This window comes from Candidatus Thiodiazotropha sp. AKAK3 (assembly GCF_058244645.1).
Window position 1 is genome coordinate 152,251 of record NZ_JBSYOQ010000050.1, and the last position, 17,931, is coordinate 170,181.

14 protein-coding genes are annotated in these 17,931 nt (G+C 46.8%); 2 read left to right on the forward strand and 12 right to left on the reverse strand.

Annotated elements, in window-relative coordinates:
- Positions 1-170: 170 nt before the first annotated feature.
- The 10 genes from AC4IE7_RS11115 to gspD form a co-directional block, all read right to left on the reverse strand.
- The gene (locus AC4IE7_RS11115; protein ID WP_490776910.1) at positions 171-719 is read right to left on the reverse strand and encodes a hypothetical protein; all 549 of its coding nucleotides are present in this window, start codon (positions 717-719) and stop codon (positions 171-173) included.
- On the reverse strand, positions 716-1,312 hold the full coding sequence (gspM, locus tag AC4IE7_RS11120) for a type II secretion system protein GspM (RefSeq protein ID WP_490776911.1): 597 nt from the start codon (positions 1,310-1,312) through the stop codon (positions 716-718). Before gspM ends, AC4IE7_RS11115 begins: the two co-directional genes overlap by 4 nt.
- 84 nt (positions 1,313-1,396) lie before the next feature.
- Complete coding sequence (locus AC4IE7_RS11125) at positions 1,397-2,473, reverse strand: PilN domain-containing protein (protein ID WP_490776912.1); 1,077 nt, start codon at positions 2,471-2,473, stop codon at positions 1,397-1,399.
- 26 nt (positions 2,474-2,499) lie between these two features.
- Positions 2,500-3,375 carry a type II secretion system minor pseudopilin gene (locus AC4IE7_RS11130; RefSeq protein ID WP_490776913.1) on the reverse strand — a complete coding sequence of 292 codons (876 nt, stop codon included), beginning with the start codon at positions 3,373-3,375 and terminating at the stop codon, positions 2,500-2,502.
- A 32-nt stretch (positions 3,376-3,407) separates the two neighbouring features.
- Entirely contained in the window at positions 3,408-4,073 is a 666-nt protein-coding gene (locus AC4IE7_RS11135) for a prepilin-type N-terminal cleavage/methylation domain-containing protein (RefSeq protein ID WP_490776914.1), read from the reverse strand.
- Positions 4,060-4,431 (reverse strand): type IV pilus modification PilV family protein, encoded by a 372-nt coding sequence (locus AC4IE7_RS11140; RefSeq protein ID WP_490776915.1) that lies wholly within the window; start codon positions 4,429-4,431, stop codon positions 4,060-4,062. The genes AC4IE7_RS11135 and AC4IE7_RS11140 overlap by 14 nt, the downstream gene beginning before the upstream one ends.
- Positions 4,432-4,435: 4 nt before the next feature.
- Positions 4,436-4,924 (reverse strand): GspH/FimT family pseudopilin, encoded by a 489-nt coding sequence (locus AC4IE7_RS11145; RefSeq protein ID WP_490776916.1) that lies wholly within the window; start codon positions 4,922-4,924, stop codon positions 4,436-4,438.
- On the reverse strand, positions 4,921-6,141 hold the full coding sequence (locus AC4IE7_RS11150; protein WP_490776917.1) for a type II secretion system F family protein: 1,221 nt from the start codon (positions 6,139-6,141) through the stop codon (positions 4,921-4,923). The genes AC4IE7_RS11145 and AC4IE7_RS11150 overlap by 4 nt, the downstream gene beginning before the upstream one ends.
- Complete coding sequence (gspE, locus tag AC4IE7_RS11155; RefSeq protein ID WP_490776918.1) at positions 6,141-7,889, reverse strand: type II secretion system ATPase GspE; 1,749 nt, start codon at positions 7,887-7,889, stop codon at positions 6,141-6,143. The genes AC4IE7_RS11150 and gspE overlap by 1 nt, the downstream gene beginning before the upstream one ends.
- A gap of 167 nt (positions 7,890-8,056) precedes the next feature.
- A complete protein-coding gene (gene gspD, locus AC4IE7_RS11160; protein ID WP_490776919.1) occupies positions 8,057-10,303 on the reverse strand; it encodes a type II secretion system secretin GspD in 2,247 nt (748 codons plus the stop codon).
- 579 nt (positions 10,304-10,882) lie between these two features.
- On the opposite strand from gspD, the gene AC4IE7_RS11165 reads away from it, so the two are divergent.
- The gene (locus tag AC4IE7_RS11165) at positions 10,883-13,786 is read left to right on the forward strand and encodes a Calx-beta domain-containing protein (RefSeq protein WP_490776920.1); all 2,904 of its coding nucleotides are present in this window, start codon (positions 10,883-10,885) and stop codon (positions 13,784-13,786) included.
- A gap of 551 nt (positions 13,787-14,337) precedes the next feature.
- Here AC4IE7_RS11165 and AC4IE7_RS11170 read toward each other — a convergent pair.
- Complete coding sequence (locus AC4IE7_RS11170; RefSeq protein WP_490776921.1) at positions 14,338-14,892, reverse strand: VPLPA-CTERM sorting domain-containing protein; 555 nt, start codon at positions 14,890-14,892, stop codon at positions 14,338-14,340.
- 384 nt (positions 14,893-15,276) lie between these two features.
- Here AC4IE7_RS11170 and AC4IE7_RS11175 point away from each other — a divergent pair, with 384 nt between their 5' ends.
- Positions 15,277-16,329 (forward strand): class I fructose-bisphosphate aldolase, encoded by a 1,053-nt coding sequence (locus tag AC4IE7_RS11175; protein WP_490776922.1) that lies wholly within the window; start codon positions 15,277-15,279, stop codon positions 16,327-16,329.
- Between the two features lie 304 nt (positions 16,330-16,633).
- On the opposite strand, the gene AC4IE7_RS11180 is transcribed toward AC4IE7_RS11175, so the two are convergent.
- Complete coding sequence (locus AC4IE7_RS11180; RefSeq protein WP_490776923.1) at positions 16,634-17,797, reverse strand: esterase/lipase family protein; 1,164 nt, start codon at positions 17,795-17,797, stop codon at positions 16,634-16,636.
- Positions 17,798-17,931: the final 134 nt, after the last annotated feature.

The window sequence follows — 17,931 nt, forward strand, 5'->3', positions numbered from 1 at the left end:
CAAAAAGGCTTAACCATAACTCTGAATATATTCTACCCTATTGGCCGAGTCTCTGAATCCTCTGTTAGGCAGATAAGGTGGGCTTGAAGCCCCTGACATTCTAGTATTAAAAGGACAGGCTGAAGATGACCTATTTAATTGCCGAGTTACTAGGAATTGATCAATGAGCGTTATCTTTTTGGTCTGAATGGCAGCTTCATTCTAGGTGGCACACCTTTCACATCCTTTTCTATTTGCAGTTCGAGTTTTATTTTTTTGCCCCGACGCACGACTGTAGCACTGGCGGTATCAACGGTTTCCAGCTTCCAATCATTCTGGTTCATTCCCTGAGCAACTCGGAGTAATCGATTGTTATTAAGGTCTCTGATAACCGCGACTCTATTCTTAGGCGTAATAACCACACCCTCCAACCTCAGCTTCAGTGGTGCTTGACGGACAATGGGTGATTTTGCCGGCTCATCAGGCTCTTCAGGAGGTAGACGCCCCTCTCTGAATAATGGTCGTTCAGTGATCTCAGAATAGATATTCAAGGGTACAGGCGTAAATGGCGAGATGCTAGCATTCTTCTCAGTATCAGCGGATGATCCTGTGCCATTCTCAACTGTAGATTGTGCTTGAGGCGGATTGAACCATTGAAAATAGAGCAATGCAGTGGTGATACCAATCAATATCAGTAGCAGTATGGTCAGGGTGTTAAAAAAAGTTTTCCAAGGGCTCATGAACCAAGACTCTTCATATAACCCACCAATTTGAAATCGATATCAAGCAATTCCAACGCTCGCTTGATCTTCTCATTGACAGGTAATCTACGTCTGGCAACGGGACGACTGCGTATCGTGATCTCCTCAACAAACAGATACGGTTTCTCACTCTCCAGCTTGTGGAAAATAGTGACGCTATCTTGAAGAGTGCTTTTCATCCTGACACGTATTGCCACTCTTACAAAACCATCCTCCTCATCGTTACCTATAATCTGCGTACTTAGAATCTCCCCCTTTGCTGCTGATACAACTCCCTTTACCCTGCGTTGTAATTCCGCCTTAGCCAGGGAATCGGTTTCACTTTGAAGATAACGTCGATCAGATGCTCTTATACGTTTCAATCGACCCGCTTCAGATTGGTAGTAACCTGCTTGTGAAGCGATACGTTTATAGAGTTGAATCTGATGTTGCTGACTACTTATCTGATCATCGTAATGCTGATTTAGTGACCAAATCGGGTAGATGACTGCAAACAGAACAATGGAAATCAGCAGTATCAGGATAGTTAATGCAAGCAGTTTGCTTTGTCTGGGCGTCAATGTGTCATACATGGCGATAACTCCCATGTAACAGGACTTGTCGATTGCAGTGAATCACCTGCACTTCCCGAAGCTGTGGCCCTGTGACACGCAACATCACCCTTCACCCTGTAGATCTGCGATCAGCTCTGCTGAGATATGGAAACGTTCTGTATTGTTCTTTTTATTCTGAGTTACTGGCGAACGAAAGGATACATTGCGAAATAATTTGGAGGACTCTATTAGTGGAATTAAAACAGCCGAGGCAACAGATTGGCCATGTATATGTACTTTGTCGTCTCTGATTTCGAAGTGGCTGACCCAAGTGTCATCTGGCAGTAACAGGGTCAATTCATGCAGTATCTCCAGCATCTGCCTCGAAGATCGTTTCTTATCCAGCAGAAAACTGTTTTCGCGCTCCGCCTCTGTCACCGCATCTCTTAGTTTTGATACTTCATTGGCCTGTTTTTGGCTGTTGAGCAATTGCTGTTCAAGGCTGGAGGCCAGAATTGATTTCTGCCATACGGGTAATATCAGATTACCAAACAACACAAGCAACAACACAAAAAACAGTAGAAGATTGATTAATCGATAACGTTTTCGTGGTTTTTCACGTTTTTCAGGCGGCAATAAATTGACCGCATTAAGTTTGGGGTCTGCCTCCTCGCAGGGTGAGATGGCGTTTATCCTGACATCATTCTCTTCCAATTGCTGAAGTGCACTGGCAATTTTATCCACCGGAGCCAGGATCAGAGTGATATCCAGGATTCGATTCTGCTTGTCACGTCCGTTGATGACATGGTCGTAGTAGACCTGACTTGCATTGAAAGGGGTCTGGCGATCCATCTCAAATGAGAGCACTTCTCGTAGGTTCTCTTCTGCCTCGATGGGTAAGGTGACTTTTTTGAACAGATATTTCTTTCGTTCCAGACACAAGCGTATTTCGCTTGCTGAAGCCAGTAATCGCTTCTGATCCGGATTCTCAAAATCGATGACCTTTAAGTAATTCTCTGCGACCTCTTCACCACTCAGTCCGTGGTTGACTATGCGTAGTGCCTCATTCTCATACAACAGTTGAGCCGGCCGACCACCACTGAACAGGGCGCGCAGAGGCTCTGGCAAGAGCGTACTGATCTCACCACTCCACCATGTCCAGAAACCAAGCCATCGATATCTCAGGGATTGTACTGCCATATCAAGATTCTAACCGGTTTTAACCCTCATAACGACTCATGCCAGGAATGAATCGAATAAGGTTCACTCCCACTGCTTCTCAAATCGACATCCGCTAGAATCCTCGCCTGACTCCCCTGCTCGGTATGGGCATCAATCTGGATCCGATAGACTTTGCTCTGCGACTGCCCGCCCCCCTGTGAAAAATCCAACTCCGCCAACTCACTATCGATCTGATCAAGTGCATCAGTCAACTCAGAAGAGAGTTGACCTGCACTTTTCAAAAGGGTTGCCAGCTCCTTGGAGGCGAACCTGAAATCGACCACTGAGCTGACGGCGTTGAGTGTGACATAGGGACGAAGCTTATTGACACGATCTGCATCAAACCCCATAACGTAGCCCAACTCCTCAAGGGTCTTCAAATCTTGACCCGCTGTGATATAGGCGTATCCAGCTGCTCGATAATCCGTATCTTCTGCACCTTGAAGACGACGCAGGTCATCGCTGTCACGCCAATCATTCAGTCTGTCAACCAATGCCTCCCTCTCCTGAGGATCATCTGTAAGCAGAATGAAGAGCTTATTGAGTTGATCCCTGTTTGCCTTGTTCAAATCAAGCAGTCCGGATACATTTCGAATAGCGATTTTTATCTCACCCTGTTTTGTCTCCAGGGGATAGATTTGACCATTGAAATTCCAGCGGCTCTGCGGATCAGTAACCATCAGTTCCATAATTGCCCGATTAAATCCACTCTGCGCCATCAGTCTCGCTTGCAGGGCATCCTTAGCATTACCGGCGAGTCGACTTTCAACCTTTGAATGGGTTGAAAAGCTGGCCGCAACGATAGTCAGGAGTGCCACCAGCCAAAGAACCAGAACCAGCGCCACCCCTTTTTGCCGATGATATTTAAATTTCTTTACCATATTATCAATAGGTTACCTGGGCTCTTCAGACATTAACTGCTTTGTCGCCTGATACGAACAAAGTGCTCCTGTGGGTAATCCACTCCTTCCTCTGTATGACTGATTTTGATCAACTCAGGAAAGTAGCGGTAGCTCTGCTGCCACTGCTCTGTCCACTCTGGTTGAGGACGATTCTGTGGTTTTCCGTAAAAGCTGAATTCGATATTTTGCAGCCCGGAGATCAAAATGCGTCGACGACCTTCCTCAGGGAGTGAGAACTGCTGTATGTTTGGATAGTAGGGTGCATAGTAGAGCACCAGACTTAATCCCAATTCTGAATCCCGCTCTTGGACTAAGCGATATTCAAACAATCCACCCGATTGATATTGCTGCGGAGCAGGTGCGATAAACTGAACATGCCCGGCATCCCCTGAGAATGCCAACTGACGAACCCGTTTCTGCTGCCAGGTGAAAGGCAGTAGATTTCTTATCAGATGCTCAATCCGGGCCGATGTGAGATGCTCGGCTATTTCAACCTCACTTCGCTCTGAAACACGCTCCCAGCCTTTGATATTCAAAAACAACATCGACACAGATGTTGTTGTGATCACAGCAAGCAGTAGCAGGGCAATCATGATTTCCAGCAGGGTAAAACCACCACTGAGAATATGGGCACGAGATCGCTCTCTATTGAGTTCTACATGATCAGGGTTTTGCACGGATAACTCCGATGCGGGTAAATGAGATCTCACGGGTTCCACCAGGGGAATCCCAGGAGACAGTCAATATCTCCTCAACAGGAATCAAGGGCAGTGTCAGTAACTTCTGTTCTTGCCAGGTATGGGGTTGACGCAGATAGCGCCAGGTATAGGCATCTTGATCAACACCCTCCTGGGTATAGTTCTCCACATCGATTTCCGCACTCATCTGTTCAAGACGGGACTGGGCAACTGACACAGCCTCGAAATATTGCATGGCAACTTGATGATTCCTCACTGCGCCCGAGTTTATTCTCAGTATCACGCTCATTGTCATAGCGAGTATGATGAAGGCGACCAGCACCTCTATCAGAGTCATACCCTCACACTTCGAATCGAGCATCTTCTTTTAGATCACGGCTGTTGATGATTTGCACCCTGCTGGTCAACCAATCCACTGCGATAACAAAAGCTTGTGCTTCATTACCGAGACGAATCAACCCCCCACTGGAGCTACCATCTGGATAGAATCGCAGAACCAGGGTTTGTTGGCGATCAGCGACCTTCTGACTCGCAAAACTAATACCATCTGGTAGATGCCGAACTACTCCCTGATTGACCAGGTCGCTTTGATAGCGGCTGTTCTCAATATCAAAACGCATGCGGGACTCTCTACCTGTAATTATGGCTGTCTGCTGTACGTAACGAATCTCCTGAGCAAGATCACGGGTTGCCGCTTTCAGTTTGATTGCTGGAAACGCTTTATGCAGTAAGGGCGGCGTCAAAGAGAACAGCATGCCCATCAAGACCAACACCAGCAACATCTCAATCAGAGTAAAACCTCGGCAGCGTTGAGCCAGTTGCCTGCTCATAACGCGACCAGAGAGTTGACGCCTAAAATAGCCACCAGAATCGACATCACGACACCGGCGATAATTAATCCGAGCACCAGTATCATCACAGGCTCAACCAGGCTAAGTGCCCTTTTGATCAGAGTTTGCGTTTCGAGGTCGAGGATATCAGCTGTCTGCATCAACATCGGCTCCAGTTGCCCTGACTCCTCACCAACACGAATCATCTGCAGCGCAAATTGAGGAAATTGAGCATGTTCAGCCAAGGGATCGGCCAATCTGTGACCCGACCTGAGGTGTTTAATGACATGATCCATGCCATCCGCAATTACAAAGTTGCCAATTGTCTCTTTAACAATTGCTACGGATTTGAGCAGTGGCACGCCATTTTCCAATAGCGTGCCGAGCGTTCTGCAAAAACGAGCGGCCTCAACCTGTCTGACAATCGGTCCAACCACACCAAGATTGAGCAGACGGGCGTGCCAACGTTTTGCTGTACGTCTTTTACTCATCTGCCATTTGAAATAGAAAACCAGCAGCATGACCCCCAGGGCTAAAACCCAGCCATACTCCTGCAGGAATGACGCCATGCCCATGGTGATGCGCGTAGAAAGGGGTAGAGCCTCTCCCATATCCATAAACAGTTCGCTGAACTGAGGAATTACATAGGTCAATAGAATCAGGATTGAGCTAATGGCAACAAACAGTAATATGGCCGGATAGATCAGAGCAGAGATCAGAGAACTTCTAACCTCCTGCGATTGCTCCAAGTGAACTGCCAGACGTGAGAGTACATTTTCCAGCGCCCCTCCCGCCTCACCGGCACGAACCATCTGTACATAGAAATTGCTGAAAATCCCCTCCTCTTTTGCCAGGGCATCAGCAAAAGAGTGTCCACTCTTCAGACTGTCACGGATGCTGTTGATATGCTGGCTGAAAAGTGATTCAGCGCCAGCAATTGAAACCAATATGCCAAGTGCTGATTCGAGTGGCTGACCAGATTTCAATAGGGTTGCAAGTTCACGGGTAAAAGCGACAACCTGCCCCTGAGGAACCTTCTTGCGTTTGAACAGTTGACGAGGCGCAGCCCGAATAGTCTCCTGGCTCTCCTCAATACGGATTGGCACCTGCCCGCTAAGATGAATCTGGTTTACTGCATGCTCACGGCTTACTGCATCGAGCATTCCCTCTACAACCTCACCCTCGGGGGTAACCGCCTTATAGAGATATGATGCCATTAACCTTCCTGAGTGACTCGCAGCACTTCTTCAAGGGTGGTAATACCTCGGGCCACTTTATGCAGTCCATCGTCATACATCGATTTCGCTCCCTCCTGCTTGGCACAGGCAGCCAAGGCATGCTTATCTTTACCCTGAAGAATCAGAGACTGCATCGCTTCGCTCAATTCGATCATTTCAATGATAGCGCTACGACCACGATAGCCACTACCACCACACTCATCACATCCAACTGCCTTGTAGAGGGTTGGTGCTTTGTCAGATCCAGTGAAACGGGCAAGGACTTCAGGTGGCGGCGTATAAGGCTGTTTACAATGCCGGCAGAGATTTCGTACCAAGCGTTGTGCAACCACTGCGTTAACTGTTGAGGTAAGAAGAAAGGCCTCAATCCCCATATCGAGAAAACGGGTAATACTGCCTGCCGCGTCATTGGTGTGCAGTGATGAGAGAACCAGATGTCCGGTAAGTGCTGATTGAACCGCAATCTTAGCCGTCTCCTGGTCACGTATCTCACCAATCATGATCACATCCGGATCCTGACGCACGATGGATCGTAGAGCTTCTGAGAAACCCAGACCTATACTGGCTTTCACCTGTATCTGATTCACCCCCTCGATGTTATATTCCACTGGATCTTCAACCGTGAGAATCTTTCTCTCAGGACGATTCAGATAGTTCAGAGCAGCATACAAAGAAGTGGTCTTACCACTACCGGTAGGCCCGGTAACAACAACAATGCCGTGGGGACGATCGAGGATCTCCAATAGACGCTTTTCCGTAGCGCTTTCAAAACCCAGACTGGAAAAATCCAGGTTCACCTCATCCCGTTGCAGCAACCTGAGTACCATACTCTCCCCATGCAGGGTAGGCACGGTAGAAACACGAAGATCCAATGTGGCGCCATGCACTCTAACTTTGAAACGTCCATCCTGGGGCAGACGGCGCTCTGCGATATTCAGATGGGCCATAATCTTAATACGTGAAATCAATGCAGGCGCCATGTTGATAGAGGGGTGTTCCGTCTCACGTAACAATCCATCAACCCTGTACCGTATCTTCAGAACTTGCTCGAAAGGTTCGATGTGGATATCGGAAGCCTTGCTGGATACGGCACGGGAAATGATCTGATTGACCATCTTGATTACCGGCGCTTCACTGGCAAGCTCTTTGAGTTGCTCAACATCATCCAACAGCAGTTGGTGTTCCAGGCCATCGCCCTCATCACCAGAACCACTCTTTTGTAATTCGTTAAAGTGCTCCTGTATGGTCTCGTCGATTTCGCTGGCAATACCAACCTGAAGCTGCACCGACTTACCACTGATCAACTCCAGTGCTTCAATGACATAAAGATCACTGGGATCGACCATAATCGCCAGAATGTGGTCATCAATATGATCGAACACCACCAGGCGATGCTGCTTCAGAAAGTTTGCAGAGATATTCTCGCTGAGATTGGCCAGATCGGGGTAATCCTTTCGTTCTGCTAAGGGTACGCCACAAATATCGACCAGGGCTGTGGCCAGATCCCGATCTGAGATCAGGCCAAGCTGGAGTAGAATATTCCCTATAGATTCGTCACTTTGTTGACTCTGCTTGAGTCGAACTGCTCGATCCGCCTCAGCAATACCCAAGCGGCCTGAAGCAACCAAAGCAGCGCAAAGCGGCTGACTGGTGTAGACAGGTTCCAGTTGCTCCTGCTGTTCGGAGGTAAGGGTTTCGTTGTTGATGCTTCGACTCGTTGTATTCATCCCACGCCTGTATTCGGACTACGGAAATATCCACACATTACTATTGAAGTTTAGAGCCTGATAACACTAAAGCAATGGACTCTGCAGGAATCATTTGCTCACCCTGCAGAGCTGATTGGTGCAGTTTATTCGTTACATCACACTAGTGGTGGTCAGGCAATAAGATTCTATATTCCCGATCTTTCAGCGCGTTTCCTGTTGAAATCATCCTGAAACAGTGTGGCATCTCGAATCTTTTCCCGTAGTTCCTGGGAAATATCGTAGGCCTCTTGAGGATTACGAACCACTTTAGGCGTGAGTGTGACAATCAATTCCGTGCGACTGACATCCTTTGTGGTGCTGCCAAACAGACTGCCCAGAAAAGGAATCTGCATCAGACCAGGTATGCCGGTTTTGCCGCTACTGGTGTTCTCTCTTATCAATCCACCCAGAACGACGGTCTGGCCGTCATGCACAACAACGGTACTCTCTATTGTACGTTGTGAAATAGCAACATTGCCACCACCACCAATTGCAGGCGCCGATCCGGGTGTACTCACCTCCTGATTGACCTCCAGGGTGACCATCCCGCCCTCATTGATACGAGGCGTGATCTGAAGCAAGGTACCTGTATCTCTGAACTGAACTTCAGAGACAATCGGCGCATTCGGATCAGAGGTACTTTGGGAAGCTCGGGTCACGATTGGAATCTGGTCGCCAACCCGGAAACTGGCAGTCTGATTGTCGATGACCATGATCTGTGGAGCAGAAAGAAATTTAACCGAGGACTCATTTTCAAGTATATCGAAAAATACTTTCAGATCATTCAGGTTATTGAATAATCCCAGAGCAAAGCCATCACCTCCGACGCTACCAGGTAGAGGCGATCCCAAGCCACCCTCATAGGGGCGACCGCCTCCTGTGGAACCATTAAAAAACCAGCGCACACCATAGCTCAGATTATCTGAAAGTTGCACTTCAGCAATCGTTGCCTCGATCATGACCTGTTTGGGCGCTACATCCAGGCGGGTGATGGTGGCTTTGATCTTCTGGTAGTCCTTGGGGCTTGCCATTACCAGTATGGCATTGTTATCCGGGTCAGCAATTATCGTTGCAGATGATGCCGCCCCAGCTGAAGCCGATGGCTGGGCTGCACCACTCGCAGCAGCACCACTGGGCATCTGAGGCTGATCTTTGGTCAATGCGGCATTCCTATCTGCATTACTGTTATTCAGATCAATACCTGAAGCTGTCGGTGAACGGACATTTGAACGTAACAATGGGTCACTACTGCTCAACCCTCCCGAAGCAGAAGGAGTGGTCACTTCATTGCCAAAAATACTCTGAAGAATTGTGGCAATGCTCTCCGCTTTACCATTTTTGAGATGGTGAACATAGAGCCGACGATCTGGCGACTTATCGCTGCCCTGGTCAAATTGTGCAATCAAGCGGCGCGCTTCATCGATATATTTTGGCTGCTGACTGATCACCATCACCGCACTCAGGCGTTCAACGGGAATCAGTTTAATCATATGGCCCAGGGGAGAGGCTTCTCCATCCCCCAGAATGTGTTTCAGCTCTTCAGTGAGGGTTTTTGCATCAGTGTATTTCAGCGGAATCAGGCCGAAAGACATACCACTGAGCCAATCCACATCAAACATTTTAACGGTTTGCAGCAGGTTGTTTATCTTTTGGTAAGAGCCACTGAGAATCATCAGATTCCTACCTGCATCAACCCGCACCTGTTCAGCATTGGTTGTGAATGATTCGAGGATTTTTTTCATCTCCAGAGCGGAGATGTACTTCAAGGGCACGATCTGTACACCCTGGCCAGCTTTCATTTTCCCTTGCCCTTTGCCTATCGAGGGTTTCAAGGCCATCCCTTTCAACTCCCCAGCAGGCAAAATCTTATACAGCGCACCGTTGCGAACCATTACCGCACCATTCATTTGCAGAATGTTTTCCAAAATCGGTAATACCGCATCTATAGATACTGGATAGGTTGTGTGGATGGTGACTTTGCCCTGAACCTTCTCATCAATGAGGTAGTTCTCTTGCAGTATTTCCTCAAAAATAACCTTCACTACTTCACGAAGATCTACTGCTTCGAAGTTGAGGGTAATATCACCTTTTGCTGGTTGGGAGCCGGCTTTCGACTGGGCATTCTGGTTGAGAAATTCACCACTCCCCTGTCGAATAAAAAATTCGGGCTCCCGCTGAACCTGCTGTGAGAGTACGAGTTCATTGCCATCCCCTGAATCTGAGCCAGGCAGTTCGGGTCTCTTGGGGGCAGTATATTGATAACCGTCATTAGCCTTTGTGTCGGAAACCTGAGGCTGTTGGGCGCAGGAAGCCATTAGCAGGGTCAGGCCTGCAGACAGAACGACTACCAACAATCTATTGTCTCTTATTCCCATTGGCTTACCTGTGGTCATTTCCTATGCTCGCAGCAGTGCGGCTAACTCAATAAATCTCTGAATATCTCTAGTTCTTTGGTAGGTAGCGGCTGAACCATGTCGATTCTGTAAAAATTGAACAGAAGATCACACTCTGTATGCTTACCAATCAACATGAAAAAACTTCACTCCATCCCATCACCTCCCTGTATCTGAATCAATCAGATGTTCCCTTATACTATCTCAGCAGATTTCCGTTGATAGTATGATTCATGGGAAGGTGTATTTATGCATAGGGTAATGCCTTACCTTTGATGCATAAAAACCCTACCTGCCATCTACTGTCTTACCTTGGGCCGGTTTAATGAAAAACCACTAATCACAACCATCTATAGAGTATATGTGCTTTATATTCTTATAATTTACATACCAGGTCAGGTAGTAACATACCTCATACTCTGGTAGTAGTAGTCTGCATATCGCACTATTGGTACAAAGAATATAGTTAATAAACTGATACTGTGGAACAAGGGCCTGTTAACACTAATCGAATAGGCCCTAGTATAAACAGTATCCTTCCCCATTAAGGAACTAATCGTCTTTTATGGCGAATGCAGCATGCGACACCAACTCTCTAGCATACTTTTTGTAGTGGCAATCACCACCTATCTGCCCTCTGTAAACGCAGCAGCGATTCTCACAGCTGATGTGGAAAGGTTGGTTGCGGATGCCAGTCAACGGACATCAGTCCCCGTCATAGTCCGTTTCGAAAAAGAGTATGAAATCAGTGAGCTTAAAGAGGCCCATCGTAAAGCACATCAGTATAAGAGCGCCTCTGATAGTCAAAAAATCAATCGCAAGCAGTTTCGCACAGGTGTATTTAGCAGTCTGAAAAAGCAGACTCAGAGAGCCTCAGCTGCAGTTGCCAGGTTACTGAGAAAACATGGTGTCAAAACCGAGCTTAAGATGCTATGGACAATCAATGGTATCGCCCTCGATCTACCTGCTGATCTGGTGGATGATATCACCGGACTGCCCGGCGTTGAGCGTGTGACTGCTGATATGCGTTTAACCATGAGTTCCCCTGAGGTTGAAGACAGTGCTGCCATACCCCAGTGGAATATCGACAAACTCAATGCCCCAAATCTATGGCAGCAGGAGGTATTTGGTGAAGGTGTAGTCGTAGGCATCATGGATTCTGGTGTCGATGTCAACCACCCGGATCTTTCAGGCCGCTGGCGAGGAGGCAGCAATAGTTGGTTCGACCCCTACCAAGAACACGATCTACCGGTAGACCTTGTCGGTCATGGAACACAAGCCCTTGGACTGATTCTTGGGGGAGACGAAAGTGGTTATCAGGTAGGTTTGGCTCCTGAGGCAAAATGGATTGCCGCAAAAATATTTGATGATGGCAATCAAACAACTCTGAGCGCGATTCACCTGGCTTTTCAATGGCTGCTCGATCCGGACGGCGACCCATTGACTGATGACGCACCACATGTAGTCAACAACTCCTGGGGTTTTGCCAGCACCATCAATCAATGCTATCAAGAGTTTGGCGAAGATATTCGCCTGCTACAGGAGGCCGGCATAGGTGTCGTCTTTGCAGCAGGCAATTACGGCCCTTCTACAGCTACCAGTATCAGTCCTGCCAATAATCCTGGCGCTCTGTCTGTAGGCTCTATAGATCAATCGGAGCAGATCGAGCTCTTGAGCAGCCGCGGCCCCAATGCTTGTGATGGCGGCGCCTACCCCAAACTTGTGGCACCCGGCGCACTGGTTTTCACTACCGACCTGCTACCGATAGCCTACAACGTCGTCTCCGGCACCTCATTCGCAGCACCTCATGTCACTGGTGCTATTGCGCTGCTGAAAAGTGCCTTTCCTGAGCTACCTGTATCGCAGATCGAAACTGCTCTATATGACTCTGCAGTCGACCTTGGCGAAACAGGAAATGACGATCAATCTGGCTACGGCCTGGTTGATGTCTCAGCCGCTTATGAGCTGCTCTTCAGTAATTTCGGCTCTGATGAGCAGAGCCAGCTTATATTCAGCGAGCCCTTCTACTCTGTCAATGAATCCACACAGCAACTGATTGTCACTGTAAGGCGCATGGGAGGTACGACCGGTGAAGTCTCTGTCGACTTTGCTACCAGTGGTACTGATGCCCGCGCCAACGTCGACTATTTACGACAATCAGGACGATTAATCTTTGCCGATGGCGAGACAATGCGCAGTTTCGAGATCCCGATTATCAATGACCGGGAAGATGAGGAGAATGAGTCTTTCGTTATTAGCTTAAGCAATGTAGAAGGTAAGGCCTCTTTAGGAGATCAAAGCGAAGTCGAGGTATTGATACTTGATGATGATGGCGCGGGTTCAATTGCTTTCAGCACCGTCTCAGTTGCTGTTAATGAAGCCAATCGAGAAGCCCTGATCAGCCTGGTTCGCACTGGTGGTAGTGATGGCACTGTAGATGTTGAGTATCAAACTATTTCTGATACAGCTACTGCCGAAAGTGATTTTATTGCCACTGAGGGGAAGGTTCGTTTTCTCTCAGGAGAGACAGAAAAGCAGATCTCGGTCGAATTGATCGATGATAGCCTGTTTGAAGGCAGTGAGTTATTTCAGATAGTGTTAACTGACATCGAAGGAGAAGCAACAATCGGTGAGCCTGCATCGACAACCATAACCATACTGGATGATGACCCGGACAGCCGGTTTGCTTCGATCTCACTTGAATCCGTGAGTTATGAAATCAGGGAAAATGATGGACAAATTACTGTAAATTTGATTCGTGAAGGAAATCTCGACACTGAAGTATCTGTAGCATACAACACCCTCGATGGCTCAGCGACGAAGAGTGAGGATTATATCCCTAGAAACGGTAGAATAACTTTTGCCGAGGGTATCAGCCGTCTGCCATTATCGATTGAGATAATCAATGACACTTTGTATGAAACTGAAAGCAACTTCACCCTAATCCTATCAGATGCCAGTAACGGTGCAGTGATCTCCGATCCTGGAACGGCTATTATCCGCATAATAGAGGATGATGCACTACCCTTTGTCTCTATTCAGTCCCCTACTCCCCGTTCATCATCAAACCAGGGAAGTTCAGAGTTGGGTGGTCAACAAAGCAGTGATCAAGCGGCTGGAAAAAGTGAAGCCAAGGGTAGCTCTTCACTACAGATTTTCGATCTCAACTTAAGAGGCTATGGAGAATCGAATGGACGTGGGATGAAAACCAGCCAGGAGCAGGATGGCGATTCAAACAAGGGTTCCGATGAAGAAAACAGTGAAGATTCGTCATGTGGTTCAGACAGTGGTCACTCTAACTGTGATACTGAAACAGATGAGACAGATCAAAAGTCAGATGTGACCTCTGAAGAGAGTTTATCAAAGAGCAGTACTACCGAGGATCTATCTGAATCAAATACAGGGGGTACTAAGAGTTCAGAAGAAAACAAAACCCCTGATGCCGCAACTGATTCTAATCCCACATCACCTATTGCAGAATAACTACGACATTTGTGCCCTATGTAGGGTGGGGCCATGCCCCACCAAAACAGGTTAAATAACTCGCTACCAATAGATTATCACTCTATATCTTGAATAAGATAATTGGCTACATTGTACTATTTTTCAACTCAATATGGTGGGGCATGGCCCCACCCTACAGCTCTATTTTTCCACCATACAGATCATAAAGAAGTGGAAAATGTTGGTGTAAGTCATATCTCGATATATGAGTGTCTATATGTACTGCAACTGATTCTGATCCCTCATTACCTAATGCAGGATAACTTCGATATTAGTGACCTAGGTAGGGTGGGGCCATGCCCCACCAAAATGGGTTAAATAACTCGCCATCAATAGATTATTACTCGATATTTAGAATAAGAAAATTGGTTATATTGTAATATTTTTCAGCTTAATAGGTGGGGCATGGCCCCACCCTACAGCACCATACAGGTCATAAAGAAGTGAAAAATATCAGTGTAAGTCTTTTCTACCAAACGCTAAAAACAGAGTCTATAACCTAAACTGATGTTGTCAGTTAGCAGTCATTACTATGACACTATTGACGTACTCTCATTTTCCTCAGGAGTCTTTTTTCTTCGATAACTCACAAAGCCCATCAGGCCAGAAGCGAAAAGCCAGGTAGCTGCAGGTAATGGCACTGGATTAGGTGGGTTGGTAGATAAGGTAAGTTCCGCGTCCATCGATAAATTATATGAGGAAAGTATTGATGGATCAGTAGCCATAAGACCAGCGCCAGCAATAGCGAATCTCTGCCCATATCTCAGATTATCAAGTGTCACCGAGAAATCCTCACCCAAATTGTATGTTTGTCTTGTGTTCAAATTGATGAGCAGAAGTTCACTATTGTACATACCACTATGGGTTCCACTGAAAGTTACACTGGCCCTATCCCTCCAATTATATGTGCGCGTATTGAAATCGAACTCATCCCAAAATGCCCCAGAAGTATCAATTGAATAGTTACCATCCGGATTGTCAGGAGTGACATAGAAAGTTCCTACATTATAGGTAGCGGCATTAACACTAAAGATTGGAATAAGAAGAGAAGCAGCTACTAAAGTTTTTAGATATTGTCTTTTCATAATTTAGTCCCTTATTAAGTTTCTTCCGATCGACCCACGACAGAGCTTAGCATTGTAAATCCCGAAAAACGTGATCCCTGTCAAGTAAGATATTCTTTTTCATATTGAACATTAATATTTTACAATTCTATAGCGCACAACATTCAAAACCGACATAGCCAAAGATTGTTAATACTGAAATGGGAAACGCTTACCAACTAAATATACGTTGTTTCTACGTTACAGTTCATCGTAAGACTATGATCACTTAAGAGCGTTAAAAAAGAGAATCCACCAGAGTACTCTTTTTTCAAGAATATTTTTCCTCCGCCCCCTCTAACATAACTGAACAGACTATCTATACTCATGTAACAAGAGTAAAAACACTACAATCTGGAATCCCTTATGACTGATATAACAAAACTACTGGGTTCTGAGGCCGAACACCTGTTAGGCCATCAATGCAGGACTATTGATCAAACCGCACTTCATCTTCCTGGCTCCGACTATGTGGACAGGGTTGTTGCAGACAAGGACCTCAAGCCAGGCGTATTGCGCAGTTTACAGACCCTCTTCAATACTGGTCGCCTGGCAGGTAGTGGATACCTTTCAATACTACCGGTGGATCAGGGTGTCGAGCACTCAGGAGGTGCCTCCTTTGCGCCCAATCCGATCTATTTCGACCCGGCTAAAATTGTCGAGCTGGCCATTGAGGGGGGATGCAATGCGGTTGCCTCTACCTTGGGAGTGCTGGGTGCAGTGTCACGTCGCTACGCTCACAAGATCCCATTTTTGGTTAAGCTTAACCATAATGAAATGCTCACCTATCCCACGATTTACGATCAAACCCTGTTTGCATCAGTTGAACAGGCATTCGATATGGGGGCGGTAGCCGTTGGCGCCACAATCTATTTTGGCTCCTCTGATTCCCGTCGCCAGATCATGGAGATCTCTGATGCCTTTCAACAGGCTCATGAACTGGGTATGGCAACAGTCCTTTGGGCCTATTTAAGAAACAGCGCTTTCAAGGTTGATGGCGTGGACTATCACTCTGCCGCTGATCTTACCGGACAAGCCAACCATTTGGCTGCCACCATCGCAGCAGATATTGTGAAACAGAAGCAAGCAGAGGGTAATGGCGGTTATCGAGCAGTTAATTTCGGTAAGACTCATGACAAGGTCTATAGCGACCTCACCTCTGAGCACCCAATCGACCTGGTACGTTACCAGGTAGCAAACTGTTATATGGGTAGAGCTGGACTGATCAACTCGGGGGGCGCCTCCTCCGGTCAGGGTGACCTGTCCCAGGCTGTGCGTACGGCAGTCATTAATAAGCGCGCTGGTGGCATGGGTATGATATCCGGGCGTAAGGCCTTCCAGCGTCCAATGGAGGAAGGGGTCGAGCTGCTTAATGCCATCCAGGATGTCTATCTTGACTCTAATGTGACTATCGCCTGATTGTTGGAATCTTATTCTCCCAGCAATCAAATCTGTCATATTAATGGTTATTCAATCTGGATCGAAAAATCAGACATGCTTACTGATCCCGTCGTTGCGGCACATAACACCTACTGTCCTGATTAAATTCAACGGTAGGTTGCGGCCCTGCCGCACCATGTCCAACTGAAAAGAAAACCACCTATCGAGCCGCTATACAGACGACGCTGATGGAGATGAACAAACTACCTGGGGTTTCTGGGGAATCGACACTCTTATGGTGAGGCAGGGCCTCACCCTTCTGATGTGAGCTTGGACTCTGATTTTAGTAACTCTTATTCATGATATTTTGAAATTCACGAATGAATAGGGGGTTTTTGAGAATGGTCGCATGTCCCGCGTTAAAGCCATATAGCCGAGTAGCCTCTGTTTGCAGTGCCAATGGAATCTGACTCTCCAGGTCAACCACCCCATCGTCTCCCTCACCACTCTGATAAGAAAATACCAAATGATAAGGCAATTTACCTGGCCAGGGCCAATTCCTGATATTGTCTAAAAATTCACTGTTTTTCGCGATATCTCTCCAGGAGGGAACGACAATTGGAGATGACTTCGCTCCAAATTCAGCACTGGCCATACCATCCATGGGGCTGTTGATTGTCATTGCCAGACCGATAACAGGCTGGTGTTCACTTTCGTAATATTTTTTAACGGTTGATCGCATCACCAACCCGCCCATACTATGAGCGATCAGATAGAATGAGTCGAATCGATATTGACTCTCTAACTGGTTGATGCTTTTCACAAGATAGTCGCTGACAATATCGAGTCTCAAGCCACTGGGATAGTGAAGCACCCAGGGTTGAAATCGACTCTCATCCAAACTTTTGGTCAACTCAGCGAACTCAAGCGGCGTACCACCAGCACCATGAATAAAAATCACCGGAATACGATCTGCTTCAGGAGCAGAGAGCATATAGAGCCCTATACCCACCTGATCTATGAAGGAGATGGGTCTCCATAATCCAAGGGTACCAATCTCACGGGAGAACCTTGGATCATCCAGAGAAACCCTCTCTCCAGTATGGTCCTGTTCAATATTAAACGAGATATTGTCTCGATTTGTTTGTTTCGATATCAGATTTTTCAGCGCCAGATTGTTCAGTTCAATATGATCACTGGCCCCAAGTACCAATGGGGTTGCAGAAAATATATCATCACCACCATATATTACTGCTGGTTCTGTTTGCTGGTAGAGATTGTCACGATTTGTGTCCTGAAATGCTGCAACATAATAGCTACCTTCCGTAGCATAGAAGCGAAATTTACCTGCGCCCTGTAGAACATATTTTCGCTCAAGTTTCGGTGCAAAATCCTCTTTTGTAAAAAGCAGAATAACTACTGGCGCATCACTCTCACTTTCGATAGTGACACTACCGGAAATAGTACCAGCCTGATTAACACCCTCGGTCTGTTGGAAAATTTCCATCAAAGAACATCCACCACTCATCACTGCAATAATGAGCATCATCAAAAGCCTGTTTGTTACTATTTGCAAGATCGGCAGTCGGGATAATAAGCCTAGATTATCGGGGGAATTTAATAGCTTCATTTTTACTTCAC

Excerpts from the sequence above, each read along its gene's own strand:
- AC4IE7_RS11140 (WP_490776915.1), bottom strand. The coding sequence starts at position 4,431 with ATGACTCTGATAGAGGTGCTGGTCGCCTTCATCATACTCGCTATGACA.
- AC4IE7_RS11165 (WP_490776920.1), top strand. The coding sequence starts at position 10,883 with ATGCGACACCAACTCTCTAGCATACTTTTTGTAGTGGCAATCACCACC.
- gspM (WP_490776911.1), bottom strand. The coding sequence starts at position 1,312 with ATGTATGACACATTGACGCCCAGACAAAGCAAACTGCTTGCATTAACT.
- gspE (WP_490776918.1), bottom strand. The coding sequence starts at position 7,889 with ATGAATACAACGAGTCGAAGCATCAACAACGAAACCCTTACCTCCGAA.
- AC4IE7_RS11130 (WP_490776913.1), bottom strand. The coding sequence starts at position 3,375 with ATGGTAAAGAAATTTAAATATCATCGGCAAAAAGGGGTGGCGCTGGTT.
- AC4IE7_RS11170 (WP_490776921.1), bottom strand. The coding sequence starts at position 14,892 with ATGAAAAGACAATATCTAAAAACTTTAGTAGCTGCTTCTCTTCTTATT.
- AC4IE7_RS11125 (WP_490776912.1), bottom strand. The coding sequence starts at position 2,473 with ATGGCAGTACAATCCCTGAGATATCGATGGCTTGGTTTCTGGACATGG.
- AC4IE7_RS11175 (WP_490776922.1), top strand. The coding sequence starts at position 15,277 with ATGACTGATATAACAAAACTACTGGGTTCTGAGGCCGAACACCTGTTA.
- gspD (WP_490776919.1), bottom strand. The coding sequence starts at position 10,303 with ATGACCACAGGTAAGCCAATGGGAATAAGAGACAATAGATTGTTGGTA.
- AC4IE7_RS11150 (WP_490776917.1), bottom strand. The coding sequence starts at position 6,141 with ATGGCATCATATCTCTATAAGGCGGTTACCCCCGAGGGTGAGGTTGTA.
- AC4IE7_RS11180 (WP_490776923.1), bottom strand. The coding sequence starts at position 17,797 with ATGGAAATTTTCCAACAGACCGAGGGTGTTAATCAGGCTGGTACTATT.
- AC4IE7_RS11145 (WP_490776916.1), bottom strand. The coding sequence starts at position 4,924 with ATGAGCAGGCAACTGGCTCAACGCTGCCGAGGTTTTACTCTGATTGAG.
- AC4IE7_RS11115 (WP_490776910.1), bottom strand. The coding sequence starts at position 719 with ATGAGCCCTTGGAAAACTTTTTTTAACACCCTGACCATACTGCTACTG.